Source organism: Niastella sp. sgz303648 (assembly GCF_059587045.1).
Genome location: NZ_JCAPSW010000023.1, coordinates 53,330 through 78,766 on the forward strand (window position 1 = coordinate 53,330; position 25,437 = coordinate 78,766).

At 38.0% G+C, this 25,437-nt stretch carries 23 protein-coding genes; all 23 read right to left on the reverse strand.

Annotated features, from left to right (window positions below):
- Position 1: 1 nt before the first annotated feature.
- Positions 2 to 1,318 carry a 2-oxo acid dehydrogenase subunit E2 gene (locus AC59IL_RS35690; RefSeq protein WP_496557042.1) on the reverse strand — a complete coding sequence of 439 codons (1,317 nt, stop codon included), beginning with the start codon at positions 1,316 to 1,318 and terminating at the stop codon, positions 2 to 4.
- Complete coding sequence (locus AC59IL_RS35695) at positions 1,318 to 3,264, reverse strand: dehydrogenase E1 component subunit alpha/beta (protein WP_496557043.1); 1,947 nt, start codon at positions 3,262 to 3,264, stop codon at positions 1,318 to 1,320. The genes AC59IL_RS35690 and AC59IL_RS35695 overlap by 1 nt, the downstream gene beginning before the upstream one ends.
- Positions 3,265 to 3,282: 18 nt before the next feature.
- Positions 3,283 to 3,876, reverse strand: coding sequence for a TylF/MycF/NovP-related O-methyltransferase (locus tag AC59IL_RS35700; protein ID WP_496557044.1), 594 nt, complete (start codon positions 3,874 to 3,876; stop codon positions 3,283 to 3,285).
- A 138-nt stretch (positions 3,877 to 4,014) separates the two neighbouring features.
- Positions 4,015 to 4,575, reverse strand: a complete 561-nt coding sequence (locus AC59IL_RS35705; RefSeq protein WP_496557045.1) for a WcaF family extracellular polysaccharide biosynthesis acetyltransferase — start codon at positions 4,573 to 4,575, stop codon at positions 4,015 to 4,017.
- A complete protein-coding gene (locus AC59IL_RS35710) occupies positions 4,572 to 5,726 on the reverse strand; it encodes a glycosyltransferase family 4 protein (protein ID WP_496557046.1) in 1,155 nt (384 codons plus the stop codon). Before AC59IL_RS35710 ends, AC59IL_RS35705 begins: the two co-directional genes overlap by 4 nt.
- 45 nt (positions 5,727 to 5,771) lie before the next feature.
- A complete protein-coding gene (asnB, locus tag AC59IL_RS35715) occupies positions 5,772 to 7,631 on the reverse strand; it encodes an asparagine synthase (glutamine-hydrolyzing) (RefSeq protein ID WP_496557047.1) in 1,860 nt (619 codons plus the stop codon).
- Between the two features lie 44 nt (positions 7,632 to 7,675).
- Positions 7,676 to 8,473, reverse strand: a complete 798-nt coding sequence (locus AC59IL_RS35720) for a hypothetical protein (RefSeq protein WP_496557048.1) — start codon at positions 8,471 to 8,473, stop codon at positions 7,676 to 7,678.
- A gap of 483 nt (positions 8,474 to 8,956) precedes the next feature.
- Positions 8,957 to 9,943, reverse strand: a complete 987-nt coding sequence (locus tag AC59IL_RS35725) for a glycosyltransferase family 4 protein (RefSeq protein WP_496557049.1) — start codon at positions 9,941 to 9,943, stop codon at positions 8,957 to 8,959.
- Between the two features lie 13 nt (positions 9,944 to 9,956).
- Positions 9,957 to 11,381, reverse strand: coding sequence for a hypothetical protein (locus tag AC59IL_RS35730; protein WP_496557050.1), 1,425 nt, complete (start codon positions 11,379 to 11,381; stop codon positions 9,957 to 9,959).
- A 51-nt stretch (positions 11,382 to 11,432) separates the two neighbouring features.
- The gene (locus AC59IL_RS35735) at positions 11,433 to 12,563 is read right to left on the reverse strand and encodes a glycosyltransferase family protein (protein ID WP_496557051.1); all 1,131 of its coding nucleotides are present in this window, start codon (positions 12,561 to 12,563) and stop codon (positions 11,433 to 11,435) included.
- Entirely contained in the window at positions 12,535 to 13,581 is a 1,047-nt protein-coding gene (locus AC59IL_RS35740) for a CgeB family protein (RefSeq protein WP_496557052.1), read from the reverse strand. The genes AC59IL_RS35735 and AC59IL_RS35740 overlap by 29 nt, the downstream gene beginning before the upstream one ends.
- Before the next feature lie 19 nt (positions 13,582 to 13,600).
- Complete coding sequence (locus AC59IL_RS35745; protein WP_496557053.1) at positions 13,601 to 14,797, reverse strand: glycosyltransferase family 4 protein; 1,197 nt, start codon at positions 14,795 to 14,797, stop codon at positions 13,601 to 13,603.
- Positions 14,798 to 14,807: 10 nt separating this feature from the next.
- The gene (locus AC59IL_RS35750; RefSeq protein WP_496557054.1) at positions 14,808 to 15,575 is read right to left on the reverse strand and encodes an FkbM family methyltransferase; all 768 of its coding nucleotides are present in this window, start codon (positions 15,573 to 15,575) and stop codon (positions 14,808 to 14,810) included.
- A gap of 3 nt (positions 15,576 to 15,578) precedes the next feature.
- Positions 15,579 to 16,700: an acyltransferase family protein gene (locus AC59IL_RS35755; RefSeq protein WP_496557055.1), complete on the reverse strand. Its 1,122-nt coding sequence runs from the start codon at positions 16,698 to 16,700 to the stop codon at positions 15,579 to 15,581.
- Positions 16,701 to 16,707: 7 nt separating this feature from the next.
- Positions 16,708 to 17,721, reverse strand: coding sequence for a hypothetical protein (locus AC59IL_RS35760; RefSeq protein WP_496557056.1), 1,014 nt, complete (start codon positions 17,719 to 17,721; stop codon positions 16,708 to 16,710).
- A gap of 4 nt (positions 17,722 to 17,725) precedes the next feature.
- On the reverse strand, positions 17,726 to 18,778 hold the full coding sequence (locus tag AC59IL_RS35765; RefSeq protein WP_496557057.1) for an NAD-dependent epimerase/dehydratase family protein: 1,053 nt from the start codon (positions 18,776 to 18,778) through the stop codon (positions 17,726 to 17,728).
- Between the two features lie 3 nt (positions 18,779 to 18,781).
- The gene (locus AC59IL_RS35770) at positions 18,782 to 19,768 is read right to left on the reverse strand and encodes a glycosyltransferase family 2 protein (RefSeq protein ID WP_496557058.1); all 987 of its coding nucleotides are present in this window, start codon (positions 19,766 to 19,768) and stop codon (positions 18,782 to 18,784) included.
- Positions 19,765 to 20,919, reverse strand: coding sequence for a hypothetical protein (locus AC59IL_RS35775; RefSeq protein WP_496557059.1), 1,155 nt, complete (start codon positions 20,917 to 20,919; stop codon positions 19,765 to 19,767). Before AC59IL_RS35775 ends, AC59IL_RS35770 begins: the two co-directional genes overlap by 4 nt.
- A complete protein-coding gene (locus AC59IL_RS35780) occupies positions 20,916 to 21,545 on the reverse strand; it encodes a NeuD/PglB/VioB family sugar acetyltransferase (RefSeq protein WP_496557060.1) in 630 nt (209 codons plus the stop codon). Before AC59IL_RS35780 ends, AC59IL_RS35775 begins: the two co-directional genes overlap by 4 nt.
- 24 nt (positions 21,546 to 21,569) lie before the next feature.
- Positions 21,570 to 22,661: a DegT/DnrJ/EryC1/StrS family aminotransferase gene (locus tag AC59IL_RS35785; RefSeq protein ID WP_496557061.1), complete on the reverse strand. Its 1,092-nt coding sequence runs from the start codon at positions 22,659 to 22,661 to the stop codon at positions 21,570 to 21,572.
- 31 nt (positions 22,662 to 22,692) lie between these two features.
- Entirely contained in the window at positions 22,693 to 23,877 is a 1,185-nt protein-coding gene (locus tag AC59IL_RS35790; protein WP_496557062.1) for a glycosyltransferase, read from the reverse strand.
- A 16-nt stretch (positions 23,878 to 23,893) separates the two neighbouring features.
- The gene (locus tag AC59IL_RS35795; protein WP_496557063.1) at positions 23,894 to 24,796 is read right to left on the reverse strand and encodes an NAD-dependent epimerase/dehydratase family protein; all 903 of its coding nucleotides are present in this window, start codon (positions 24,794 to 24,796) and stop codon (positions 23,894 to 23,896) included.
- A gap of 5 nt (positions 24,797 to 24,801) precedes the next feature.
- Positions 24,802 to 25,431, reverse strand: a complete 630-nt coding sequence (locus AC59IL_RS35800; RefSeq protein WP_496557064.1) for an acyltransferase — start codon at positions 25,429 to 25,431, stop codon at positions 24,802 to 24,804.
- Positions 25,432 to 25,437: the final 6 nt, after the last annotated feature.

The following is a 25,437-nucleotide window of genomic DNA, read 5'->3' on the forward strand; positions in this document are numbered from 1 at the left end:
CTTAAAAACCTTTCAGACAACTTTGGCAAATATAGCCCTCCTTCCCTTGAGGTGTAATACTTTTTACAAAGCCTACATCACCCAATTCATCCTGCAGCGATTTGCTGCATTTATAGCAAATGATATCTTTTACCGGATAACCATGATGTTTTGCGGTATAAGACTCCAGCCTGTTTGCAAGTTCTTTCAAAAAAACAGCGACCAGTTTGCCTTCTGTTACCCGATGGTCGAATGTGCAGGTAAGTATGCAGCGCTGCAATTTTTCATCAATAGCCGAAACGCCTAAAATACCACTGTTCATCATGTTTACCAGCGGTCTGAAAAAAGCAACACCTTCTGATGAAAGATCTGTTATAGTAAAAGTGATATCGGTGAGATCATCAATTTGCAGGGTTTCATCGAGGTACCTGTTCGAAAGGCTCATGATATCCTGTTCAATATCTGCAATGCCCTTTTCTGCTGCCCGATTAACCTTTAATACCTTTAACCCTTTATCGATATCAACCGCAAAACCAATGTTCACGTTTTTATAGTAGGCAATTCCGTCGCCCGTGAAATACCCATTCAGCGCAGGAAATTTTTGTAACAACCGGGCCGTTTCATAAATAATTATTGGCAACAGCGAATTCTTAAGATATTTCAACGACCGGTTCAGATGCACGAATATACCCTCGGTATTTACGGCAACATTAATAGTGCTTGTAAGTCCGGGTGCCTGCACCTGGCTCAAAAATTCAATTTCCCGCTTCTTATTCGAAGAAAGCTTTTCTACAATAACTTGTGTATTGTCAACAGGCAGCAACACTTTACTTTGTTGAGTAGTTACCTGTGGGGTTGTAATTTTCTTATTAGGAGCTCCATTTAATCCCTTCAATTCTTCCACATCTTGACGACTTACAAAATCCTTCCCTTTAAAAACCGATTTGTCGATATTCAATGATTCGATCAGGCGAATAGCTTCGAGAGAAAATAACGTATTGCCTTCCCAATTTGTAACCGTTGCCACTTTTTGTTGAGCAACACTATGCTGTATATCGTTCCCTTTTGCAATAACCGGTTTCTTTTCAATTTCTGTTTCAGAACTGAATATCTTCGCAACTATCTGATTAACCTCATAATCGCGCCCCGCCTCGCATAAATATTGAATATAGCCGTTTGTTTCGGCCAATACTTCGTACGTTGTTTTGGATGTTTCAAAAACCAGCACAATGTCATTCTTCTTAACATACAGGCCGTTTGTAAAAACAACATCCACAACCGTAAGGGTTGTATCGTTTACAGCCAGTAAAGGAACTTTTATATCCTGGAGCAATCCCATTAACAAAATTTTTCTTTAATCTCCTTTATAATACGTTGTTTTCCGGGCAGTACAGCATTTTCAAGCGACTTTACAGCTGGTATGGGCACAGGATAAGCAGCAATGCGTTTCACTTTTACCGGGCTGCTTATTTTTTCTGTTACACTCGCTACAAGTTCGCTACCAATGCCTGCGAATCCGCTGCCCTCTTCAATCACTACCAGCCTGCCCGTATTCGATACAGACTGAGCTATGATATCAACGGGCAATTGTGATATCAGCGAGGGTACAATGAGTTCGGGTTTCAGATCAGTTTCCAAAAAGATGGCTTCTAATAAACCCAACACTTCATCGGCCATGCCGCCATATGCTACAATTGTAACGGTTGGTTCTGAAACTGCAGGCCTTACCCGAACCACCGGGTAAGCATCCCGGTTTCGTTCGTATATAAAATTGTTTAACTGACTGGTAAGAATTCTTTTACCATAATCAGTTTTATTTTCAATTATTAAAACAGGATGTTCTTCGCTAAAAACACTCTCATAAATAACTGCAGGATCAAAAAAAGTGTTTAAGGCAACTGTTTTAACATTATCAATGCCTACCAAAAATTTATCGAGTGTTTGCGAATGAGTTGGGCCATATCCCCTGCGGCCACCCATGGGCGTTCGAATTACCACAGGGCATTTTGCCTTTTTATTGAACATATGGTAAAACTTAGAGGCATGATTAACGATCTGGTCAAATGCCAGGGTCATAAAATCGCCAAACATGATCTCTCCTACCGGTTTAAATCCATTCAAAGCCAGGCCATTTGAAATACCGGTTATAGCCGATTCAGAAATAGGCGTTGAAAAAACCCGGTCGGGCCGAAGCACCGACAGTTCTTTTGTTACTTTGAATGCGCCTCCGTACGGCGATAAAATATCCTCGCCCAGGAATACAGCGCGATCGTCTGTAACAATCTTATCTCTGAAAAATTTATTAATCAATTCAACCTGCCTCTTATGAATTGATTCCAGTGGGGTCCAGTCGGCATCTGAAACAACTTCCTGTTCCTGGTAATAGCTTTCAATGGGTAATTCAGGCTCCTCTAAAATTTCATCAACCAACTCATCAATTTCACGATTAACGGCTTCAAGGTACCTGTTGTAATAGGCCGTTGATTCACGGCTGAAAATATTCAGGAAATCTTTTTCTCTGTAACGTTCTACTTCTTCTTTTTCACGATCATCATCACCCTTTGAGTGAGCATTCAGCCGGTAGGTATTTACCAAAAAGAAAGCCGGCTTTATAGAAGTGCGCACATGATCAATAGCACCACGGGCATTATTGATCAGCAATTCAGGATTCCATGTATCGCCTTCGAAGGTTTGAATACCAAATGCAGCGGCTCGCGACAACACATCACCGGCAAGATTTATGTGTTGAGGAGTTGATTGTGCATAATAGTTATTTTCACATACAATAAGCAATGGTATTTCCCATTTGGAAATAATATTCATGGTTTCGTATAAGGCTCCTTCGCCCAGTGTACCATCACCAATGAATACTATGCCTATTGCGCCATTTGCTTTTAATTTGTTGCCGAGTGCATAACCAGCTGCCACAGGAACAATACCTCCCTGTATGCCGTTTGAATAAAAATTTTTATTACATAAATGCTGGCTGCTGCCTATTCCACCCGAAACTCCTGATGCTTTGCCCAGCAATTCGGCCAGCAATCCACGCACATCGCCGGTAAATGCAATATAATGACCGTGACAGCGGTGATTAGAAAAAACAAAATCCTTTTTTTTGAGTTGACCGGCAAAAGCAACTGCCGAAAACTCCTGCCCAACGCAGGTATGCACCGTACCATTCAGTTTTCCGGCCGAAAATAGTTCAAGGAACTTTTCTTCGACCCTTCGAATACGTAAGGCTTCTTTTATAATCCTGTGACTAATGGTTAACGGAACTGGTTGCATACGCAGGTAGCTGTTTGATTACTGAATTTCAATCACGTATTGTCCACGCCTACATTTGAGCAAAGGTTTATACGAAATGTTATAAAGAGATAAAAAATCGTAAAAAGCCTTAAACTCGTGAGCTGCCTTGGTAAAAGTGAAAAAATCGTCGAAAATTATTATATCTCCTTTTTCAAGAAAAGGTTGAAGATAGATCAATGTAATTAAAGAAGCATTGTACAAATCAACATCAATATGGATGACCTTACGAATACCTTTTTTAAGGCTTTTAACATAATCAGGCAATGTATCCTGTATTAAACCTACACAAAATTTAACCCGTGGATCGGATATATCAGGTAGTTTGCCCTTTGCCGAATAACTGCCTTTTTTTTCATTTCCCCAATCCTCTGGCAATCCGATAAATGTATCGAAACCTGCAAAAACCGAACGCGGGTTTTTATTATTGGCAACCCATATGGCAAAAGTTTGGCCTTTATAAACACCAAATTCAAGAAATGTGATCTCGTCGTTCGGCTGAATATTTTTTTCCGACAGCATCTTGTGCATATCTATTCTGTCGTCAAGGACCAAAACATTTGATCTGTTGTAAAGCGCTTCGCCTTTGATCACATACCCCCAGTTAATCAGGAACCCAGAAAATTTCGTGGATTTTAAGCTGGTAAAAACTTTAAAAAGAAAATAAAAGAGGTTTTTGAAGATTTCTTTCATACTGATTAATAGAATAGACAGGTATTGTTTACCAATTGTTTAAAAAATATTCCTGGTCAAAACAGGAACCGATGGATTTCCTTTATTAATGGTATAAGGTTTAAGATCTTTCTCTGCAACAGAGTTTATTCCTAAAATACTGTGTGTTTTGCAGGTAACGCCACCAAAAACGGTAGCCCTTGCCCCTATCCATACTCCATCTTCGAGATAAATAGGAAAAGAAATAAAATCGAAGGTTACCCTTGTATGATCGTGACTGCCGGTAAGCAATAAAGCTCCCTGCGATAAGGTTACATTATCACCAATAAACACATTTGATAAATTATCGATCCAAACTTCCTCGCCTATCCAGCTGTGATCGCCAATTTGAAGCTTCCAGGGATATTTAATGTTAATGGCAGGCTTAATAACCACGCCTTTGCCAATTTTAGCCCCGAACATTTTCAACAAAGCAACTTTTAACGAAGAAAGTATATTGAACGGATTTTTGAAAAAAATAATATTTATAAAATACCAAAGTACCTGTTTAAATTTTGAAGCACCAATACTTATCGTGGATTTATATAATGCGTTGTTAACCTGTTTTACCGGAGGTTTCATTGAAATAAATTAAAGTACTTCTTTTTCAATTCTGGATTTTCAATGAACAAACGGGCAAACTGCCATGCCCCTTTAGCCCATTCATCAAAACGGTTTTGATCCCATTGGGCCATATCGTCGATTGTATTGGCAAACTTTTGCGGTTCATTTAAAGGAAGATCCCATCCTGCATTTTTACTGCTTAACTGTAACCACGGCGTTTGATCGCTAATTAAAACCGGCCGGCCGGCTAAAAAAGCCTCAAAAATAGAATGACCGAAATTTTCACCCTGTGTTGGCAGTATAAATAAATGATTAAGTGATATTATGCTTTTTACCTTTTCATTGCTTATTGCCCCCAGGTAATTTACCTGTATGTGATCAGGCAACTGCTGAATGGCAGTTTCGCAGGCTTTCCAGTATTCGGCATCTTCAACCGGACCAGCAACAGATAAAATAACCCGGCTTTTTACCTGTTTCAGCGCCTCCAATAAAAACAACAGATTTTTAATCGGTACAATTCGGGCGATAAACACGCACTTAAGTGTACCAGATTCTTTTGTACAACCTGTAAGCTCAGGCTGATCTGATTCAGGTAAATTATCGGCTATCGTTACACGGCTACCGGGGAAAAAATCAATGATGGCATTTTTTTCCCGTTCATTGGTAGCATGGAACGTGATCATTTTATGTATTCGTAATATTTTGAATAGGGCGATGAATGGCTTCTTTTTTATAGGTTTAACTGCCAGGGCGCTATCATATAGGGCACCCCGTGGACATAACACTATTTTACTTTTAATTTTCCCGGTATATTTCAACCACAAGGGATATATTACAAATTTTGGAGAAAACAAATGATTGAGGTATACATAATCTGCGTTTGCATTGATTATCTCCCGCTTTAACTGACTCAACGTTAACGTAGCCTTCCTTGCGTAATAAACTTGTATATCAGGCCCTAAGTTGGTATTCCATTCATTGGCAACGATATCGGGGTAAGGCTTTTGTTCCCCATGATCGGTATCGGTAGTTAATACGTGAATATCAAAATCACTTTTTAAGGCATACGCAAAATTGGTACATGATCTGATGGGCCCTCCCGCTTTATAGCCTGGTTTAAACCAATCTACCAGTACCAGGATCTTTTTTTTGTCTTTTTTCGATACCATCAACAACCTCGTTAATAAATTCCTTAAAACTGCTTATAATTTTCATTACTCAATTCCATTCTTCTCCATCCAGTATTCCAAAATCACAAACAACCATATTTCCATCCAGCGAACCGAATTATCGTTGTTCAAAAATCGTTTCCAGTATGCCAGCAGAGTATTCCCGTTTATAAAATCGCGTTGGGCAATACGATGTAGATGGGTTTCACAAAAAGACCGAAGTTCTTTTTTCATCCAAACGCTCCACGGAAATAAAAAGCCCTGCTTTTTTCGATACACAATTTCATCGGGCAGTAATCCCTGTAACGAATCAACCAATAAACGTTTGGGGTAGTCAGGAAATTTTAAATGATCGGGTATGGCCAGCACAAATTCTACCAGGTCGTGATCAAAAAACGGTTCCCGCGCCTCGAGCGAAACAGCCATACTAAACTGGTCAGTATCTTTTAAAAGGGTATGCTGCGTATAGCCAAAGTACTCAGCAATCGATACCTGGCTTAACAATGGAAATTGTTCCAGTGATGAAGGCAGGTTAACCAGTTGTTTTTCGAGCAGGGTATGTTCATTTGCACTAAACCGGGTAAATGAAGATAGCAGATCAGGTGCAATAATTCGCCTGAATTCGGGATAAAAGTACCTGATCGAAGCAGCAGGTGCTTTCAACAGTTGCTTCATACGAAGGGCTTTGCTCGAATTGCCTAAAGCCAGGCCGGCTCCCTGACGTAACCATTTGGTTCCACGCCACAATGGTTCATATTTCTTCAACTGCAGATATTGTTTAAAGAATGGATATCCGGCAAATAGCTCATCGCCCCCAACACCTGATAACGCCACGGTAAGACCGCTTTGTTTAATGGCTTTCGACACAACATATGTATTAACACCGTCGCCGCTGGGGGTATCCATAGCATTAAGAGCGTTGGCCAATTCGTCGAGGAATACATTTGGCTTTAACAACACCTGATTATGGCAGGTATTGAACTTGCGTGAAATGATACCGGCGTAATCCGATTCATCAAATTCTTTTTCTTCAAATCCTGCCGTAAAGGTATTAACAGGTGTTGCGCTTACTTCGGCCATTAACCCAACTACAGCACTTGAATCAATTCCTCCCGATAAAAATGCACCAAGGGGAACATCGCTAACGAGCCTGCGTTCTACGGCATTGCGCAGCAACAATCTAACCTGTTGCTCAACCTGCGTTTTGTTGTTAAAATCGAAGTCAACAGATGGCTTAGCGGTAATATCCCAATATTTGTGAATGTTGTGCTTGTTATTTTTAATAGTAACGGCGCTGCCGGCTTCGAGCTGATGAATATCCTGTATAGCCGATTCAGGAAAACCAACGGATTGATAACTGAGGAATTCTCTGATGGCGGTTGTATTTGCCTTTTTGCTCATCAGGCCACTTGCCAATACACCTCTAATTTCAGAAGCAAATAAAAAAGCCTGGTCATTTACAAAATAGTACACGGGTTTTACGCCCATCCTGTCTCTTGCAATAAATAACGACTGCTCCACCTCATCCCAGATAGCAAAGGCAAACATACCTTTTAATAACGGCAAACATTCGGGTCCCCACTTACTGTAAGCAGCCAGCAAAACCTCGGTATCACCATTACTGCTAAATGGATACTCAGGCAGTAATTTTTTTACTTCGCGAAAATTGTAAATCTCACCATTAAAAATAATCTGGTAACGACCTGTATAATCTGCAATCGGCTGGTTAGCCACTACAGATAAATCAATGATCGATAGCCTCCGGTGACCTAAAGCAATGGTATCATTGGTGTAAAAACCATCTGCATCAGGGCCACGGTGGGCCATAGCATCAGTCATACGCCGGATGGTAACCGGCAGATTGATGTTTTTTGAAAACGATACAATGCCGGCTATACCGCACATAATAGAAACAGTCTTTTAAAATAAGTGAGCAGAGTAGAAAAAAGTTATGCCCGCTTTTGTATTATTCCGTTAACTACCGTTGAAGGAATTCGTTTGGCGGAAAATAAGCCGGGCAGATAAACCGTTAACGCCTTCCGGTTCTTACGTATGTAGCGCCTGATAACAGCCAGAACGATCATAAGATATATAAAACAGGTGGCTAAAAACAATACATGAAACTTTCTTAAAAAAAGAATTCGCAAAGAAAAGTTCTCGGTTCGTTCTTTACCTAAAAAAAACGAAAATGCCTTTTTCATTAAAGGCATTATAACCGGAATTTTTTCCCAGTTCGTATATCGTACGTCTTCGTACCGGTAATTGAAATTATAATTGGCCGGAACCTGGCTACGATAATATTGCCAGTTTGACTGTACATCAGCAAAACTTGCCAGGTTGCCATCGGGTTTTTTAAAAAACAAATCATAAGAGCCATCTAATACAACCCATCCCCGCGAACTTTGGGCTTCAACAAGAATATGTCCTCCGTATTCTCCATTTACTTTCATTTGGGCAATGCGATTAGGGACATTAAGTTGTTTTAACAAGTTACTTAAAATATAAGCATAGCTACCGCATGCTCCTTTAGCTGTCATTAAATCAAAGGTAACAGGATGTATGATAGAAGATTCGATTGAACGTACGTCTCTGTTATTGAAAATAAAAGACCGGCTTTGGCCAAGATAGTGTGTAAGGTGAAGACTTTGTAATAGCAGGGCGTCGGTGGCATTTTTTGAACCTTGTGTTTTTTCCTTTATATAATCGCCCATGGCTTCAAACAGCTTTTTCTCGTAGTTATCTTCCATATAAAAATATAGAATTGATGCCATCAGAAACCCATAAACAAAAAGCAGAATATATCTGCTGTGCATTTTCTTAAGAATAAGATTTGCGAACTCCTTCCGAAAAATTTTCACAGATTGAGATTTAGAATGAATAAAAAGAGAAGGGTACGCGCATATTTACTTATTGACAAACTACATTAATTCAATTTCGAATAAGTATAAATATGATTTATGGATACGAAACTTTGCAAAAGTTAAAAATAAAAATATGCTTATTAAATACTTGTGCAAAGCACGGAACTTCGTTTAACAATCAAAGTCCCCGTTTTGTCTACCTGAATTCACTTTTTATTCCCGCTTTTCCTGAAATTACCAATTCTTATAATTTTATCTTATGCCTGACTGTTGCAAAGGTAATGCGTTCAAATTTTTTTTTCATGTCACAGCAACAGATATTAATCAAGCTTTAATGTCACCTTAAGCTTCTGTTAATATTTTTATACGTTAGGAATTATGCAAGCGTTGGTATAAATCAGCATATAACCCGGCTATTTTTTCGGGTTTATATTGCTGAACGTTTAGCAAACCTTTTTCAATAATATTTTCACGGTACAGCTCATCCTGTATAACATTAATAATTGCTGCCCGTATAGATTCTACCGAAAAGGGATCTACGAGGCAGGCCCCTTCACCGGCTACTTCTTTCATCGGGCTAATGTTTGAAGTAATCACCGGCCGTCCGGTTTGCTGGGCTTCAATGATTGGCAAACCAAAACCTTCATAGGTTGAAGGGAATAACATCATATCACATGCAATGTATTTTTTAACCAACTGCTCGTTAGTCAGGCCCGCTGATTGCTGATATTGAATCCCTCCCTCTTCCAATACTTTTTGCAGATCGGTTGGTATATTGCCAACAATATCGAGCAGGCAGTTAATGCCTTTAATCGCTTCGATAACTCTTTGCAGGTTTTTATTAGGCGTTGAACCAATAAATAGAATAACCGGATAACCGCCATTAAACTTTTTTTCTGAAAAATAAAATCCTGCATCGAGGGGATTTGGAATTATAACCACTTTATCCGGCTTACAATCTGTATATCGAATAATATCAAGTCGTGATTTTTCTGAAATAGTTGTAACAACTGAACAATACTTCACAGGCCATTTAAGCAATACATATTTTAGAACCATCCGTTTTACTGAGTTTGGATGATTCATAAATACGCAATCATGAATAGTTAGCACTGTTTTTTTACCCAATAATCCCAGTACAGCATAATGCACATCGCCTGTAACATGAAAGATTGTTTCGGGCCGCTTTCTGATAAACAATATATTTCTGATAATAGCCCCGATACCAGTAGTGTATAACGGAAGCTCAATTTGTTTAACCTGAATACCTTTTAACCAGGGCAAAATGATTGCAAACACCCGCTCAATGCTAAAAAACACAGGGTCTTTTCTACGAAAAATAAAACACAGCCTCATTTAATTATTATTTCTACAAAGGAGCTTTAAAGAAATGTTTAGAAGCCAAAAAAAGAATGAATACAAATAAAGAACCTTTTACAAAAGAATTTAAAGTTGAAAGTATATCTGTTTCTACTGACAACGTATAATAAAACAGCAATGGAGCCCAAAGCAACAAAGTGGGACGATGTATGCAATTGTCAAGAAGTAGTTTAAATAAAAAAGAAAGAAAGAGGCCATATGCAAATATGAAAATTATTCCATACTGAGGGCCAAAATTACCGTAGGCTTCTCCATATGGACCAATATTCATACTATAATTAAGCTTTTTCTTAATCCCAACAAATCTGGCCAAATTTTCGCGTCCTCCCGATTCAGGCTTATCCGGCCAAAATAAACGAGGAACGATGATCGCTCCTATTGTACGTATAATAGTTTCTCCGTTTGCAAAAGGCTCCACTCTTGGAACGTAATCCATTGCACGGGAAATCAGATACCCCTGATTCATTCGCATATACAGCATAAAGCTTGATCGTTCATCAAAAAGTCTTTCATGGTTTACTATTTTATCGGTAAAAAGTGACCCGAAAATTTCAACTTTCGAAGATTTTCCGACAGACAATCCATTTATGGTTTTTCCCGACCATGTAATGCCCCGATAGGTACCTTTAATACTTTGTAATATAATAATCAAAAAAAGACCAACTGAAAAAGTCAATAATTTGGTTATAAATCTAAATTCAAATTTTAAAGCTAAAACTATCAGTGCCAGAATTAAATACATTACAAACTCACCAAACATTCCATTCAAAATAGCCTGAACCAAAAAAGCCCCAAATGATAATATAAGTACTACTCTTTTAAAGGGCAGATCTGAAAAATAAATGTAGAGAGGTCCTACATATTTTAACATGGAAAATAAATGAAAAACATAAGAGCCGGATGCACTGTTTTCTATGAATGTAGCTACAAATCCGATAGCTGTTAAAACAATACCTGTTTTACCCTTGTTTTTTGTTATCTCTGGTAATAGGTTAATAAGATCTTTAAAATATAATGGTGTGTATTTCCTTAAAAAAAAACTTACCCCAAGAAAAAGGGCCAGATTGGCCGGAATTAAAAATGAATAGTAGGTTTCTTCCGGCACCCTCATATACCATCCCCATAAAAATGCCAATGGATTATTAATATTATACACTTTATAACCTATTAATGGCATTATAAGTGTATTCATGGCGGAATAAAAAAATAAAAAATCAAAAAAACATATAGTATATCCGAAGTTATTGATGAACCTTAAAACAAGATAAACCTGATATGCAATAATAAAAGATTCCTGAAAAGTAAATTCAGAATCTACTAACAGGTAAATCAAAATTATAAGCGAAACTGTTAACAGATAAATTCCCCTTACTCTTCCTGAATTTTCTCTATTGATTGTTATTAAGGTATCCATTATTCAATCTATTATATTATCCCGCACCTCTTTTTTTCTACCCTTTGCATTTTAATTAAGCGAACCGGCTATGCTAATCCATAATTTCAGGAAAACCTGCTCACAGCAATATGGAGATGCTTCAAACGCAAGGTTCGACCGATCAATAACCTCGGATAAATTCAACTTTTCGAGAGTGCCAAAATTTACCGGTATTATTTTCGGATAAATTCCCCTGGTTACATGCTGCATGCTGCTGATCATTATATCAGGGAACCATACATCAAGGCCGCATGCGAAATATTCAAACAATTTATTGGGCGCATTATAAATATAATTGTCTATATGCCCCTTGTATAAAACAACTCCTATATCGTATTTTTTTAATACATGCGGAATAGAGAAATATTCAATACTATCACAAAATCGCATTATGTTTTTATCGAACGAATCAAGATATGCTTTTGCATCTGCAGTAATATTCGATGAATAAATATCACATTGTATATTACCATTTTGAGACGTTAGCCAATCTCCCAATTCCCGGGTAAACATTGTTTCCATACTTAAGGCGCCAATGTATACCATTTTAACCGGTACCTGCAATTTGTGTTTTTGTTCTCTTTCTATCCAGGCCGATGGTGGATAATTTGGCAACATATAAGTTTGAGAAGGGCGAACTGTGGTATTATCCTGCATAAATCTGTCAAGTCGGTCCTGATTTGTATGAGATACCCACTCACACAACGGAAATATTTTTTTTTCTAACTTATGCGACAACCGATTAAGAATCATACCCTGTTTGTATTCGAGGGGCGACGTATATTCATGATAATGTATAAACAAGCGGCATTTGCGATTGAACCATTTTTTATAAATAATGGCCGGGAACGCCGATAAAGTTTCGTAATATAAAACTGTGTCAGGACGATTCTTTAAAAGTCCTAAAAGCGTGACTATATAAAATTTTAAATAATTCCAGTATCTGACAATAAAAAAAGTAGTTGAAAACGATGCTACACGCATTATTTTTATTACGGGCTTATAGGGTATAAATGCGTTTTCAGCATTTTTAGTACCACTTGTATAAACACTTATCCTGGTTCCTTCAGGAACAGGTTGTACAGCCAGAAAATTTAGCCAGTTCATAACCGGCGGGTACATTTCCAGCGGACTAAAATGAATGATGCATAACCGGCGCATATATATGTTGTAAGATCTGCAGCACAACAACAGCCCGGTCTTTATAGCTATACCCTGATTGCAAAGATCGCTGACGTGCCCGTTGCCTTATAGTATCTGCTTCTTCTTTACTAAAGCTAATGATTTTTTGTATTTGATTTATACAGTCATCAATATCTGAAAACAGGAAAACTTCTTTCTCATTTGTAAAAAACATCCTATGTTCGGGTGTATCGGGAGCCAACAAGATTCCCCCAACACCAGGTACTTCAAAGGTTCTCATGTTATGGGAATCCTCGTTATGCATACGCATCAGATTCAACTGAATTCTGTACTTACGCAAAACTTTCCACTGCTCTTCTGCATAAACTGGTTTAAACACGGTAATATTATCATGCTGTACAAACCTATTCCAGTCGTTGCCATATACATCTAATTCAATTCCCTGCTCTGCCAGTTTCATAATAAACCCGGCACGTTGTTTATCAGGGTTGCCCAAAAAACATGTTTTAACAATTTCAGGAACCTTTTCGCAGTCTAAAAGCACCTTTTCTTCGAGGTTAAACCCAAAAGGCAGCAGAGCTGTTCTGACAGTAAACGTTTCTTCAAGCTTTCGTTTTACAGCCAGGTTATATGTAAAGTGCATATCATATAAACTGATTGATTCTGTTATATTCCGGTTGCCACTACCCTTCCCTGTGAAAATAAAAGGATTATCAGGATTATAATTTACAAGAATTATACCCTGTTGCTTTGCCCATTGCAAAGATTCAGGGTAAATTTCCATTCCTTTAAAAACCCAGATAATTGCAGGCTTATACTCCTGTACAATTTGTTTGAACTTTTCATTGATCAAATTTATTATGCCAGAAAACCCTGCTCGATATAAGATCTTATTTATAATACTGCTTTGATAATAATCATAAAAGATACTTTGAGCTGTAAATAGTTTAACCTCGATTCCCTTTTCACGTATATATTTTACATAAAAATTCTCAATAGCATATATTTTATCTGATCCTATGATTAATAGCCGCATGTACTATTATTATAATTAATTATTGGTTATCGAAATGGTTTGTGATTTTTTCTGTTAATTTTTCCAATGTTTTATAATGAGAGTTTTGCTGAAATTCAACCCCTATATTATGAGAATGGTTTGAAAAAGCCTCCCGCGTTAATTTATCTTTACTAAGTTGCTCAATTTTTTTTGCCAATTCTTCAATATTACCAAACTCATATACCCAACCGTTCTTATTTTCCTGTACATCATCATTAGGCCCATAACTGCCGCAATGGTCGCTCATAATTACAGGGCATCCCATATAAATTGCTTCGCTTACAGCAATGGAATGTGGCTCAACAGAAGCAGGATGGACATAGATATCCGTAGCGGCATAATAAGCCGGTAATGAGTCAATATTAGTGAACCCTGTAAAATATACTTTGCTTTTTGTAAGGGCCTTTGCCTGCTGCTCCCAGCTTTGTTGCAAGTCACCTGATCCTATAAGAAAAAGATGCGCATGGATACCACGTTTTTCCAATAATTGAAGCGCGCTGATAATATGATCCTGATTTTTCCACGCAACCAGTTTGCCTACCACACTCAAAACTATATCACCTGGAGGAATGTTATACTTTAACCGGATGGCCGTTCTTAATTCATTACGGGCCGCATAAGATTGTTCATAGCATTTAAGATCAATCGGGAAATGCATACGAAGTATTTTTCCTGCAGGAACACCATACTTTTTATAATAATCTTCATTGGCATCTCCTACAGATAGAAAATAACTGATATTGGAAAAATACCATTTTATAAAAGGCCATTTCAGGATCTCCTTTAACCTGTTTCTTTTTTGACGTAACTCACTATCTGATATATATGCAATAGGAATATGCTGCCTCTTTGCCCACTGGTAAGCCCTACGCTGCAGTTTCTGAAAATACCCGTAACATATAATAACATCAGGATTGAAATCGGCTAAAGCTTTCTCCAATGAAAAAGCATCCAGCTCTTTATCCGGTTGTATTACCAGTTCACCATTCAGGAACTCATGTTGAAATTTATTCAAATTCAGATTCCCCCATGATATTTCCTGTTTAAAATTGGGATCCATGTATTTTTTTAACCCCAGCATGGAGCCAAAAAATACTTTAAATACAACATTCTTATTTTCAGCAAAACTTACATATTGAGGGCAAAAATGTTGAATAGGATGCGATACAATCAGGGCAATACGAATACCATGCATAAATAACTTATTATCTTTTCAAAAAACACACCGGGCCTTGCCTGTCTACAAGGCGAAACCCTATCCTGTCAGTTAATATACTCAGAACATCATTTACACTATATTTTACATGATTATACCAGGTATCATGCAATTCAATAAATATGCTTACACAATTATTCAATGCATCAGGCTCTTCGAATAAAAATTGTATTTCTGCCCCTTCTATATCACACACCAGGGTGTATTCGTTTATACCAAATCTGTCAATAATATTTTTCAATGTTAGTGTATTGACAATAACAGATTTGCCCTGACTGTTATTACCACCAATCCTTGTTTCGGTATTATCACCTGTAACCGACAATTGTACAGTAGAGCCGGTATAGTCAATAGCATAGTTCAATACTTCATAATTTATACCCGAAGCAACTAAAGTGCTGATGTTCTTTTTTATTGAATTAATTAAAGCAGGATTTGCTTCAACAGTAAAAAATCTTTTTCCGGGCTTCAATTTTGAGGCTATATGACCGGACACAACCCCCAAACTTCCTCCCAGCTCAATAATATCAGTATCGCCGGTAAGACCTTTCTGAATCATCCTGATTTCTGCACTTTCATAAAATCCCCAAAAGATTGCTGCAATGTTTGTGTAGCTGACACCTTTCTCAGGTATCCGGAAGCGGTATCCCTTCCAACGTATATCCGGAATGGAATGTTTAAATATTTTACTGATGACAAGTCCCGTCATCTCATTGCATAATAACCGGCGTATGAAAAACTTAATGCGGATAATCATGATTTAATATTTAAACTGCTTTCCCCACTTTACAAACGGCGTTTCAAGTATTTTGTAAATCAGCCATGAAATCAACAATGAAGTTATAAAAGCTGCAATGGTTAGCACAATATCCCTCCCATTGGCAATAACCAGCCCACCTTTATTTCCTGCAAAATGCTGAAACAATCCTAAAATAATATAATGAAACAGGTATAATGAATAAGAAATAGTACCTATCCAAACCAGCAGTTTATTTTGCAAAACTTTTATATATAAAGAATTACTGCCGACCAGGCTAAAGATCAGACAGATGGCAAAAAACAAAGCAAATAAACTATGCTTTATGGCTCCCAGATCATTAAATCGCCAAAATAAAAAAGCACATACTGATATATCCAATAACAGTATGGCGATAAAATAATTAAAATGTTTACGAACAAAGTCAGCAAAATCTATACGCTGATTATAATAAGCCACTAAAATACCAAAGGCCATGGCATCCATTCTGCAAGGCAATAATACATACGCAGGAATCCAGGTATCAAACTGCAGGCGTATTAAACAGGCAGCAATTATTACCAATACCAGCAAAAAGGGCAGCCATCTATCTTTTAAAAAGTATATTATAAAAGGAAAAATAATATAAAACTGTTCCTCAATACCTATTGACCATGTAATTGACATGGCGTTGTTTCCCATGCTATTGAGGCGCGCCATATAAATATTGTGAAGCATGGTTAAATATGACCACCATGGCAACACGTTATCTCCTGTTAAAAACTTATTATCTGAAAAAAACGGGATGGTACATATAATAAGGAATAATGCTACTGCCAGGTAATAATTAGGGATAATTCGAACAATCCTTCTTATATAAAAGGTAGAAAAATAATTTTTTGAACCTTTATTCTTTATCAAAATAGTTCCAATTAAAAAACCTGACAATACGAAAAACAAATCAACTCCTACCCAGCCAAATGAGGTTGCTTTACATAAAAATTTACCTAAAACAGATTGCGCATGTAAAAGCTGATTATTTATGTAATGAAAAGAAATCACTAATAATATAGCTATACCTCTTAAGCCATCTAATTCAGTAATACGCCGGCTCCCATTTACAGGTTTCAATTTACTATCAGCCACTACAGTATTATTTTATTTCAGCTAACAGATCAAGAATAGTATTTACCCGATGGTCCCAACTCCACCTGTACACATTGTTGTTCCTTAACTGACTACTTTTTTCAAATAAAGTTTTCCGGTTTTGCCATAAATCATCTAACCGGCGAAAAATATTTTGCTTAGATTGAAACGGATCCATTTCATGCACAATGTCTTTACACAGTTCATCATGAAACTTTGAATTATCAGGCCCTTTACCAACAATAATGCAATTACTTAACCCAGCCTCGAACCATCGGGGCGTGATTGGCCGCAGATAACCTGCCCTTTGCGGATTTGTTAATTCAACAGGCCACGAAACATTAAATAAGCTGTTCGACAAATGCCAGGCGTATTGTTTATATAATTCCCGCGCGTCGGCAGTCGGATGCCGGCCGTCATGCGTTGTATAGTCGTAATAAAGATTATTTTGCCGGCAAAAATCTATTAATGCTTCATGAGATACCGGGAAACGCCTTCCATAAGCAGAAAAGTGTATTTTTCTTTCCTCGAAGGGAGTAGCTACAAAAAGTTCTGTTGGCGCTGCCTGTACAATGCCATGCCACTTTCGTTGTGTAACCTTTTCAAGTTGTGGAACGGCTTCTTCAAAGGCGGTTATACACAGGTCAAAATTATTGTTTGAAAACAGCCGTTTGATCGTTTCCATTTGAAACGGCAATGTATCGCACAAATACACGATTTTTTTGGCGGCGCTTTTTTCCCATCCTTTATACAGGTCAAGCTCATAATTTTCGGGCCCCATCAATATTACCCAAAGAACATCTGTTTCAGGCGCAAAGGCGGCTTTGGGTAAAAATCTTCTGTATTTGCCTTTATTCATACCCTGCCCCACTCTTTGCATGATTGCCGGATGAATATGGCGTTCGGGATACTGAATAATTTTTGCTCCGGTTATTCTTGCAATAGCATCTTCAAAAGCCCTTACGATGCCATATTCCCATCCGTTCACCCACTGATTTTGCAATACTAAATGCTTCGCCATCTTATTATTTATTCAATCTTTTATGCCAGCTTTCGACAATTTCTTCAAAAGTTGCTTTCAGGTCTCTTGTGATACCCCATGAAGGATAATGTGCGTGCATTTTACGCAGATCGCTGTAGTAGCATATATGATCACCTATCCTGTTTTCATTTACATAAGAATACTTCTGCGGAATGCCGGTAACCGATTCAACCAGCTTAAACGCTTCAAGTATACTCACTGAATTATCTTTTCCTCCACCCAGGTTATAAACCTCTGCTATCCGTGGCGCATTCAAAAAAGCTTCGATAAACCGGGCAACATCCAGCGAATGAATGTTATCGCGCACCTGTTTGCCTTTATAACCAAATATTTTATACTCTTTACCTTCCAGGTTACATCTGATCAGGTAACTTAAAAACCCATGCAACTCAACCCCCGAATGATTAGGACCAGTTAAACAACCACCCCGCAAACAACAGGTAGGAATATTAAAATACCTGCCATATTCCTGAACCATAATATCCGCAGCTACTTTCGACGCCCCAAAGAGGGAGTGTTTTGACTGATCTATTGTAAAGCTTTCGGCAATGCCTTCGGCATATTGCGGATCGGCATAATCCCACCGTGTTTCCTTTTCAACAAGTGCAATTGAATTAGGCGCATCGCCATATACCTTATTTGTTGACATGTGAACAAAAGGCGATTCGGGACAGTAACGGCGTACGGCTTCCAGCAAATTATGGGTACCTACGGCATTTGTATCAAAATCCTCAAAAGGAATTGCAGCCGCCCTGTCGTGACTTGGTTGTGCAGCAGTGTGCACAATAGCATCAGGTTTAATATTTTCTAATAACGACAGTACTCCATTGCGGTCACGAATATCTAATTCAACATGCTGATATCCTTTTAATGTTGTTTCAAGCCGTTGTTGATTCCAGCGTGTATCTCCCTGCGGGCCAAAAAAAACAGCCCGCTGGTTATTGTCAACACCTATTATCTTATGTCCCTGTTGGGCAAAATATACACATACTTCAGAACCAATTAATCCGGATGAACCTGTAACAAGAATTTTCATATTTTATTTAACAACTTTTTTTACAGAAGCGATAGCCGTATGCAATGGTTGATCACCTGTAATGTTTTTAAAAAAATCATGTCGCGACGGTATAAAAACACATTTGTAATAACGTAATGGAACATGAACTTTTTTAACCAGAAATAAAACCATTGACCATTTAAGCCGAAAGAGCATTCTTATCAACCGCCGCAGATACTGCCCATACAAATTAATTTTAGCATGTTCTTTTTCTGCTTCAGGCAGAGGACACCCTTCATTTAACAGGGTAATGCGGTAGTTTACTGCTTCGGCTATATAGCGATCATCTTTAAATAAATTTTCAGTTGCATTCCCTTTTCGTCGGCGCCACCACGTTAAGCCATCCGGAATAACAACCCCCGAAAATTTCCGGGCAATCAGTAATTGAATATATGTATCGCCCGATTTGATGTCTGCAGGAAAAGAATAGGTTTTCAGAATAGCAGATTTAAAAAGCACTTTTGTAAAATTCCCGCCTGTTATGCCATTATCGAGAAATTCAAAACGATAAATGTCTATAGGATCAACCCTGTAGGGATGTATAATTCTGTGGTCCCATTCCCTCGAAAAAAACATAGCACATTCCGGAAACATCAATATAAAACGGGCATAAACTTCAAGCGCATTGGGATAAATGATATCATCCCCATCGATAAAAATCAGATATTCCCCGGTTGCCTCATGTATTGCTTTTGTGCGGTTATTATATTCTCCAATGTTGGTGCTATTACGATACCTTTTAATTCTTGCATCATTAAATTTTTCAACAATTTTCCAGGTATCATCCTGCGAACAATCATCACCAATTATATATTCAAAGTCTTCATATTGTTGTGCAAGCACACTTTGAATTGTTTGTTCAAGAAATTTAGCTGAATTATAGGTGATCGTTATAATAGTAAAGAGGGGCACTGTTTTGCTTATTGTATCCGGTACTGATTGCCTTAACCAATCCAAATCCTTTTTCACGCAAAAGTGTATTGCTTTTGGTAAAATGCTTTTATATTATTCCGGTATTGATCAATATTATAATACTTTGCGCATAAAGCGTATTGTTGCTGTTGACAGGTCAAATATCTGCCAGACTCATCTAATAATTTCAGGTCCTGTTCAATGTTTTCCTGCAATAGGTTATAAGTAGAATATACAGCTGTAACATCTTTAAAATCGGGAGTAAAAAATTCTTCATTATACACCGCAAAAGCTATAGCGCCGCTAAAAACAGGTTCTATAAAATACCCATCCAATCCTTCGCCAAATGTTAAGGCCCATTTGGCCCGGCACACCAGTGATTTATATTGTTCGTACGTCAGATTTTGAATAATCTGTACTGTTAATCCTTTTATTTTACGCAATTGTTCCAAAATTGCTTCTTTCATTGGATGTTCATCCGGCGAAACCACCAAAAGCTCTTCTTTTTCGGTCCATTTTACATATCGGTATTGCTCAGGACTTATCCATACCGAAAATTTATGAATGGGTACTCCATAATAATCCCTGTAATATGGCGAGCAATACTTTTGATGTGCAGTAGTTATTGTAATTGTATGTGCCGCTTTACTCAATAATGCAATTTTATCAGGGGTGGGCATTAACCGAATGTTCTGATTCATGATATTGAAATGCACATGCTGCATTAGTTGCAGCCATCCTAAATCAGCCGCAGATAGTGAACCTGGGAAGTGTTCAACCAGGTATTCGGGTAAATGAATGAGTATGCTGGTAGTATTTTTAAAATAAGCAGCCAGTTGCTCAAAACGATACACATTTGTATTATTGGCAAACATTTGGTGCTTCAACAACAGGTGATCATCGTTCATGGTGCACATAATTGTTTGCGCGCCATGTACATCTTTCATTCCGGCCGTTTGCTCACAAATAGAAACAATGGAAATAGTTCCACCTGATATTTTTTCTTTTCCCGATGCCCAGTCACTGCCCGGTATTATAAAAACGATCAGGTTTGTATGTGCCGGATCAAATTCCTTCCGGATATTTATATCCTGCATTTTTTTGATATCCCGTTCACGCAAAAACTTACGCCGTTCGTTCCTATACCGCGCCAGGCGATATATTTTTTTTATAAACTTTGGGGAATATTTACCTATTTGTTCTCTCATGATTTTTTGCGTATACGTGCCGGTACTCCCACAACTGTAGTGCCTCCGGCAACATTTTTAGTTACCACGGCGCCTGCGCCAATTACTGCGTGCTCACCCACATGAATACCCGGTAGTATTACAGCTCCCGCTCCTACTGATGCAAAGGAACCAATATGAACATGCCCCAAAATACGGCAACCAGGAGATAACTCGCAAAACTCACCAATTATGGTATCGTGATGCACACTGCAGTGAACATGTATAAGGCTTCCTTTTCCAATGACCGATCTTGCCGTGATCACTGCTCCCGTCATTATATTTAAACCTTCGCCCAGCTCAACCTGTTGTTTTCCGATATGGGCATTGCATGAAATAACCGATTGTAAGCGGCCACCAGCCTGAACAAATTTATCGTGCAATAACTTTCTTATGACAGGCTTGCCAACGCCTATTATGAAGTCAGGATCGTTTAAAAATATTTGCCGTACCTCATCGATGTTGGTAAGTATTTCATACCGATCGAATAGTTTGCTTCCGGCGATTGCCTTTACATCATCAAAAAAATAAACAGGGCCCTGAAAATTATTTTCTTCAAGAATACCTGATATTTCTACTGCATGTCCACCTGCACCGGCAATGATCATGATTAAATTTTAACCTGTATATTTTTATTTATACTTAAGTACTTCGGCAATTATTGTACAAATACGCCGGATGTTTTCGATTGACAAATCATGATACAAGGGTAGGCACAAAACCCGCGATGAAATGCTTTCTGCCACGGGTACTTTACCGGGTTGTTGTAAATAAGGCAATGTGTTCAGTGAAGGATAAAAATATCTTCGCGGATAAATATAAGCAGCATTCAGGCTGTCTTTTACCATCAGCAGTTGCGCTTCACTATCGAATACAACCGGATAGTAAGCATAATTGTAATAACAATGTTTATCTGCCTGTGGACGCATCAATTTAACGCCAAGCTCAATAAAATTTTTATCATAAGAGTCTGATAAAGATTTGCGAACGGCTATAATATCTTCAACATGCGGAAACATGCATAATCCCATGGCAGCATGGAACTCTGAACTTTTGCCATTAATGCCCATACCCCAGAAATCTTCCTGACCCTTATGACCAAAGTTGCGCATATAACCTATCCGATGGGCCAATTCATCGTCATTTGTAATAATGGCGCCTCCCTCAACGGTATGAAAAAGTTTGGTGGCATGAAAGCTAAGCGTTGAAATATCGCCGAAATTTAAAATGCCTTTATCGAAACACTTCACTCCAAAAGCATGAGCAGCATCATAAATAACTTTCACCCCGTGCTTTTTTGCTATTTTATCAATGGCTTTTACATCGCAGGGTATACCATAAACATGGGTAGCCAGTATAGCGGTAGTTCTTTCGGTAATGGCATCTTCAATTTTTGAAGCATCTATAGTAAATGTTTCAGGATCGATGTCTACAAATACCGGGCTGCATTTTTCCCATACAATGGAAGAGGTGGTAGCCACATAAGAAAAGGGAGTAGTAATTACCTCTCCTGTAAGCTCCATTGCTTTAATAGCTATTTGGATGGCAATCGTACCATTATTTACAAAAAACAGGTGCTTTACGTCGAGATAAGCCTTTAATTTTTCTTCGAGTTCATTAACCAGGGGGCCGTGATTTGTTAGATGCCCACGTTCCCAAATACCTTCAAGGTATTTGGTATATTGTTCCAGTGAGGGAAGAAAAGCTTTGGTAACGTTTATCAAGCAATATATGTTTTAAGGATTTAACAGGCTTTTATGCGGCAGCAATATCAAGAAACTTTTTACCAAAGGTTTTAACCTGATGCTCATATTGAGCATACGATTGTTGCTCTATGTTTATATCAGGGAATGTAGTACTATGGGTTCGTGCCAGTACATTTTTGATTTTTTTTGCCAGGTCTTTTGCATCCAGCGCATCAAAAAAATCCGGATTTTCGGGATATTGCTCTTTATGCAGTTCAATATTCGATAATAATAATATTTTACCCAGCACCTTTGCCTCTTCAACACATGTACTCCATCCTTCGTTTACTGAAGGCTGTACCATCGCTGTTGCCATTCTGAATATTGCTACCTGGTGTTCACGTGGGATCAGGCCCAGTAAATGTACCTGATCGCGAATTTTATTTTTGGTTAGTATTTGCAAAACCTCATTGCCAAATCCCAGATTTCTATAATCGACAATATTGCCGGTACAAACCAGATCAACCCTTATGCCCTCTCTCTTTAATATGCCTAACGCATTGAACAATGTAATATGATTTTTGGTAGGCGCAAACAAATTGGCAACTACCATAAATTTAGCAGGCAGAGAATACATTGTACGAATGTGATCAAAGTCATTAAACGCCAACGTTGCTTTATCGATATAAACGGCAAACGGCATCACAAAAGTCTTTTGTTTTGTGATCGGGAAAAAATTATGACAATCCCTTTCGCAAAACCAGCTGCTCAAAATAAGTTTATTTGATTGTTGTGCAATTCTTGCAAGATACTTTCTGGTATTTTCATTGAACTCGCGGTCGGCTCCATCGGGATAATGAAAACTTTGAAAATCGGTTATCCAGGCGCCGGAGTTCAGTTTTTTGTTAACACCAGAGAAAACGCCGGGATAAACGAAATCATATTTATTCTTAATAAAATACTCCTCCAGCCGGGGGTTTATGCGATTCATGATCTTTCGCTGTAATAGCCATTTGGCCCTGTTGTATATTGAGAATGGAGCGAACGCTGAATCAACATCAATCACCTTAATTTTTACATTGGTAAATTTCTCCAGATTTAAAAATTTTTGACCTGTATGCTTAAACAAATGAATTTGTAAATCGGCATTTGCTACACTGTTTAAGGCATTTAAAAGGTTTAAAATATACTGTATTCCTCCCTGCCACCCGTCGTCTCCAACAGCCATCAAAGCAATCTTTCTAATAATACGCATTTATTCAAATTCTTCTTTATTGAAATTGAGTCATCCACCCGGCAGTTTCTTTCAACCCGTCTTCGAGGTTTACCGAAGTGGTAAATCCTAAACGGGCTAATTTATCGATATTGGCCTTCCAGTTAAGAGGGTCGCCCTCCCGAACGATGTGATTGAAATTAACATGAGTGCCGGGTGACAGATATTTAAGAAAAAGCTCTACAGCTTTTTTAATAGAAGTTTCCATGCCTGAAGCAACATTATATGTTTCTCCCTTCATTTCACCATATTTAAGCACATATTCAATTGCCACTACGAGGTCGTGCACATGAATAAAATCCCGGCTTTCGTTGCCGGTTCCAAACAATTGAATGGAGTTGCCCGACCGATCTAATTTTTGATTAATATCCCAGAACAATTGCTTTTTCAGACCCGGACCATATACCGAAAACGGCCTGAGTGTTGCAGTTCGAAGCTTATAAATGGTTGTATATTCTTTACATAACTGCTCTGCCATTAATTTATGCCATCCGTAAGGCGATAAAGGAACGCATTCATCCGTTTCATACACGGGTAATTCAGCAGGATTTCCATACACTGCGGCGCTCGACAAGTGAATATACCTGGCTTGTATCTGGTGTTTACGTATTACGTCGAGTATTCTGATCGTATCCAATACGTTTGCCTCAAAATCAATTACGGGGTGCGACATTGAATAAGATACATTGCCGCTTCCGGCCGCGTTTATTACAGCATCGAAATAATCATTGGTAAAAATCTCATCTAATTCGGGCGAAAGCCGGCTTACTTTTTTATAATGATATTTTTTCGAAGGGTACTCATGAATGTCAACACCAACAACTTCATTTTGATGCGCAAGAAAAAAATCAATACAATGGCTTCCAATAAATCCTTCAGAACCTAATACAAGAATTTTCACAACAATTAGCTATTTAAATTAAAATCCGGTGCCTCAAGTTTTTCAACACACCGTAAAGGATTACCTACATTAATCGTCCAGGGTTCAACATCTTTTAAAACCACAGATCCTGCACCGATTATGGCGCCTTTTCCGATTTTTACACCCTTTAAAATAATCGAGTTAAATCCAATCCAAACATCATCTTCTATAACTATTTCCTTTGCATCCAAATCGTATTGCTTCATTTCGCCATTATAATTGCTAATAAAGTCTTCGTGTCTTAAAATGGCATTTTTGGGATGAGAGTTGTTATCGAGGATGTTTACATTATGGGCAATCATAACCCTGTTGCCTATTACAATTTTTTTACCTGAAACGATCCTTGAATACTCGCTTACAGAACAGTTATTTCCTATTGTAATAGATCCGGCATAATTATAAACAAGCAACAATCCGTAAATATGACAGTTTTGCCCTATAACAATATTATCTTTTTTGCCTGATGGATTTGAAATATTTGCGCCCGGGTAAAATTTGGTTTGTTGCCCTACAATGGAATTCGCTTTAAGATTTTGCTCAAAACGGTTAAAGTATTCTATACTTCCTGTACTATAAATTTTTAAACAAACATTTTTAAAAAAATTGCTCAACATATGGCA

Excerpts from the sequence above, each read along its gene's own strand:
- AC59IL_RS35790 (WP_496557062.1), bottom strand. The coding sequence starts at position 23,877 with ATGCGTATTATTAGAAAGATTGCTTTGATGGCTGTTGGAGACGACGGG.
- asnB (WP_496557047.1), bottom strand. The coding sequence starts at position 7,631 with ATGTGCGGTATAGCCGGCATTGTATCGTTTTCAAAAAACATCAATCTG.
- AC59IL_RS35740 (WP_496557052.1), bottom strand. The coding sequence starts at position 13,581 with ATGCGGCTATTAATCATAGGATCAGATAAAATATATGCTATTGAGAAT.
- AC59IL_RS35780 (WP_496557060.1), bottom strand. The coding sequence starts at position 21,545 with ATGATCATTGCCGGTGCAGGTGGACATGCAGTAGAAATATCAGGTATT.
- AC59IL_RS35750 (WP_496557054.1), bottom strand. The coding sequence starts at position 15,575 with ATGATTATCCGCATTAAGTTTTTCATACGCCGGTTATTATGCAATGAG.
- AC59IL_RS35695 (WP_496557043.1), bottom strand. The coding sequence starts at position 3,264 with ATGCAACCAGTTCCGTTAACCATTAGTCACAGGATTATAAAAGAAGCC.
- AC59IL_RS35775 (WP_496557059.1), bottom strand. The coding sequence starts at position 20,919 with ATGAGAGAACAAATAGGTAAATATTCCCCAAAGTTTATAAAAAAAATA.
- AC59IL_RS35710 (WP_496557046.1), bottom strand. The coding sequence starts at position 5,726 with ATGGTATCGAAAAAAGACAAAAAAAAGATCCTGGTACTGGTAGATTGG.
- AC59IL_RS35800 (WP_496557064.1), bottom strand. The coding sequence starts at position 25,431 with ATGTTGAGCAATTTTTTTAAAAATGTTTGTTTAAAAATTTATAGTACA.
- AC59IL_RS35730 (WP_496557050.1), bottom strand. The coding sequence starts at position 11,381 with ATGGATACCTTAATAACAATCAATAGAGAAAATTCAGGAAGAGTAAGG.
- AC59IL_RS35760 (WP_496557056.1), bottom strand. The coding sequence starts at position 17,721 with ATGGCGAAGCATTTAGTATTGCAAAATCAGTGGGTGAACGGATGGGAA.
- AC59IL_RS35705 (WP_496557045.1), bottom strand. The coding sequence starts at position 4,575 with ATGAAACCTCCGGTAAAACAGGTTAACAACGCATTATATAAATCCACG.
- AC59IL_RS35765 (WP_496557057.1), bottom strand. The coding sequence starts at position 18,778 with ATGAAAATTCTTGTTACAGGTTCATCCGGATTAATTGGTTCTGAAGTA.
- AC59IL_RS35725 (WP_496557049.1), bottom strand. The coding sequence starts at position 9,943 with ATGAGGCTGTGTTTTATTTTTCGTAGAAAAGACCCTGTGTTTTTTAGC.
- AC59IL_RS35735 (WP_496557051.1), bottom strand. The coding sequence starts at position 12,563 with ATGCGCCGGTTATGCATCATTCATTTTAGTCCGCTGGAAATGTACCCG.
- AC59IL_RS35745 (WP_496557053.1), bottom strand. The coding sequence starts at position 14,797 with ATGCATGGTATTCGTATTGCCCTGATTGTATCGCATCCTATTCAACAT.
- AC59IL_RS35690 (WP_496557042.1), bottom strand. The coding sequence starts at position 1,318 with ATGGGATTGCTCCAGGATATAAAAGTTCCTTTACTGGCTGTAAACGAT.
- AC59IL_RS35720 (WP_496557048.1), bottom strand. The coding sequence starts at position 8,473 with ATGGAAGATAACTACGAGAAAAAGCTGTTTGAAGCCATGGGCGATTAT.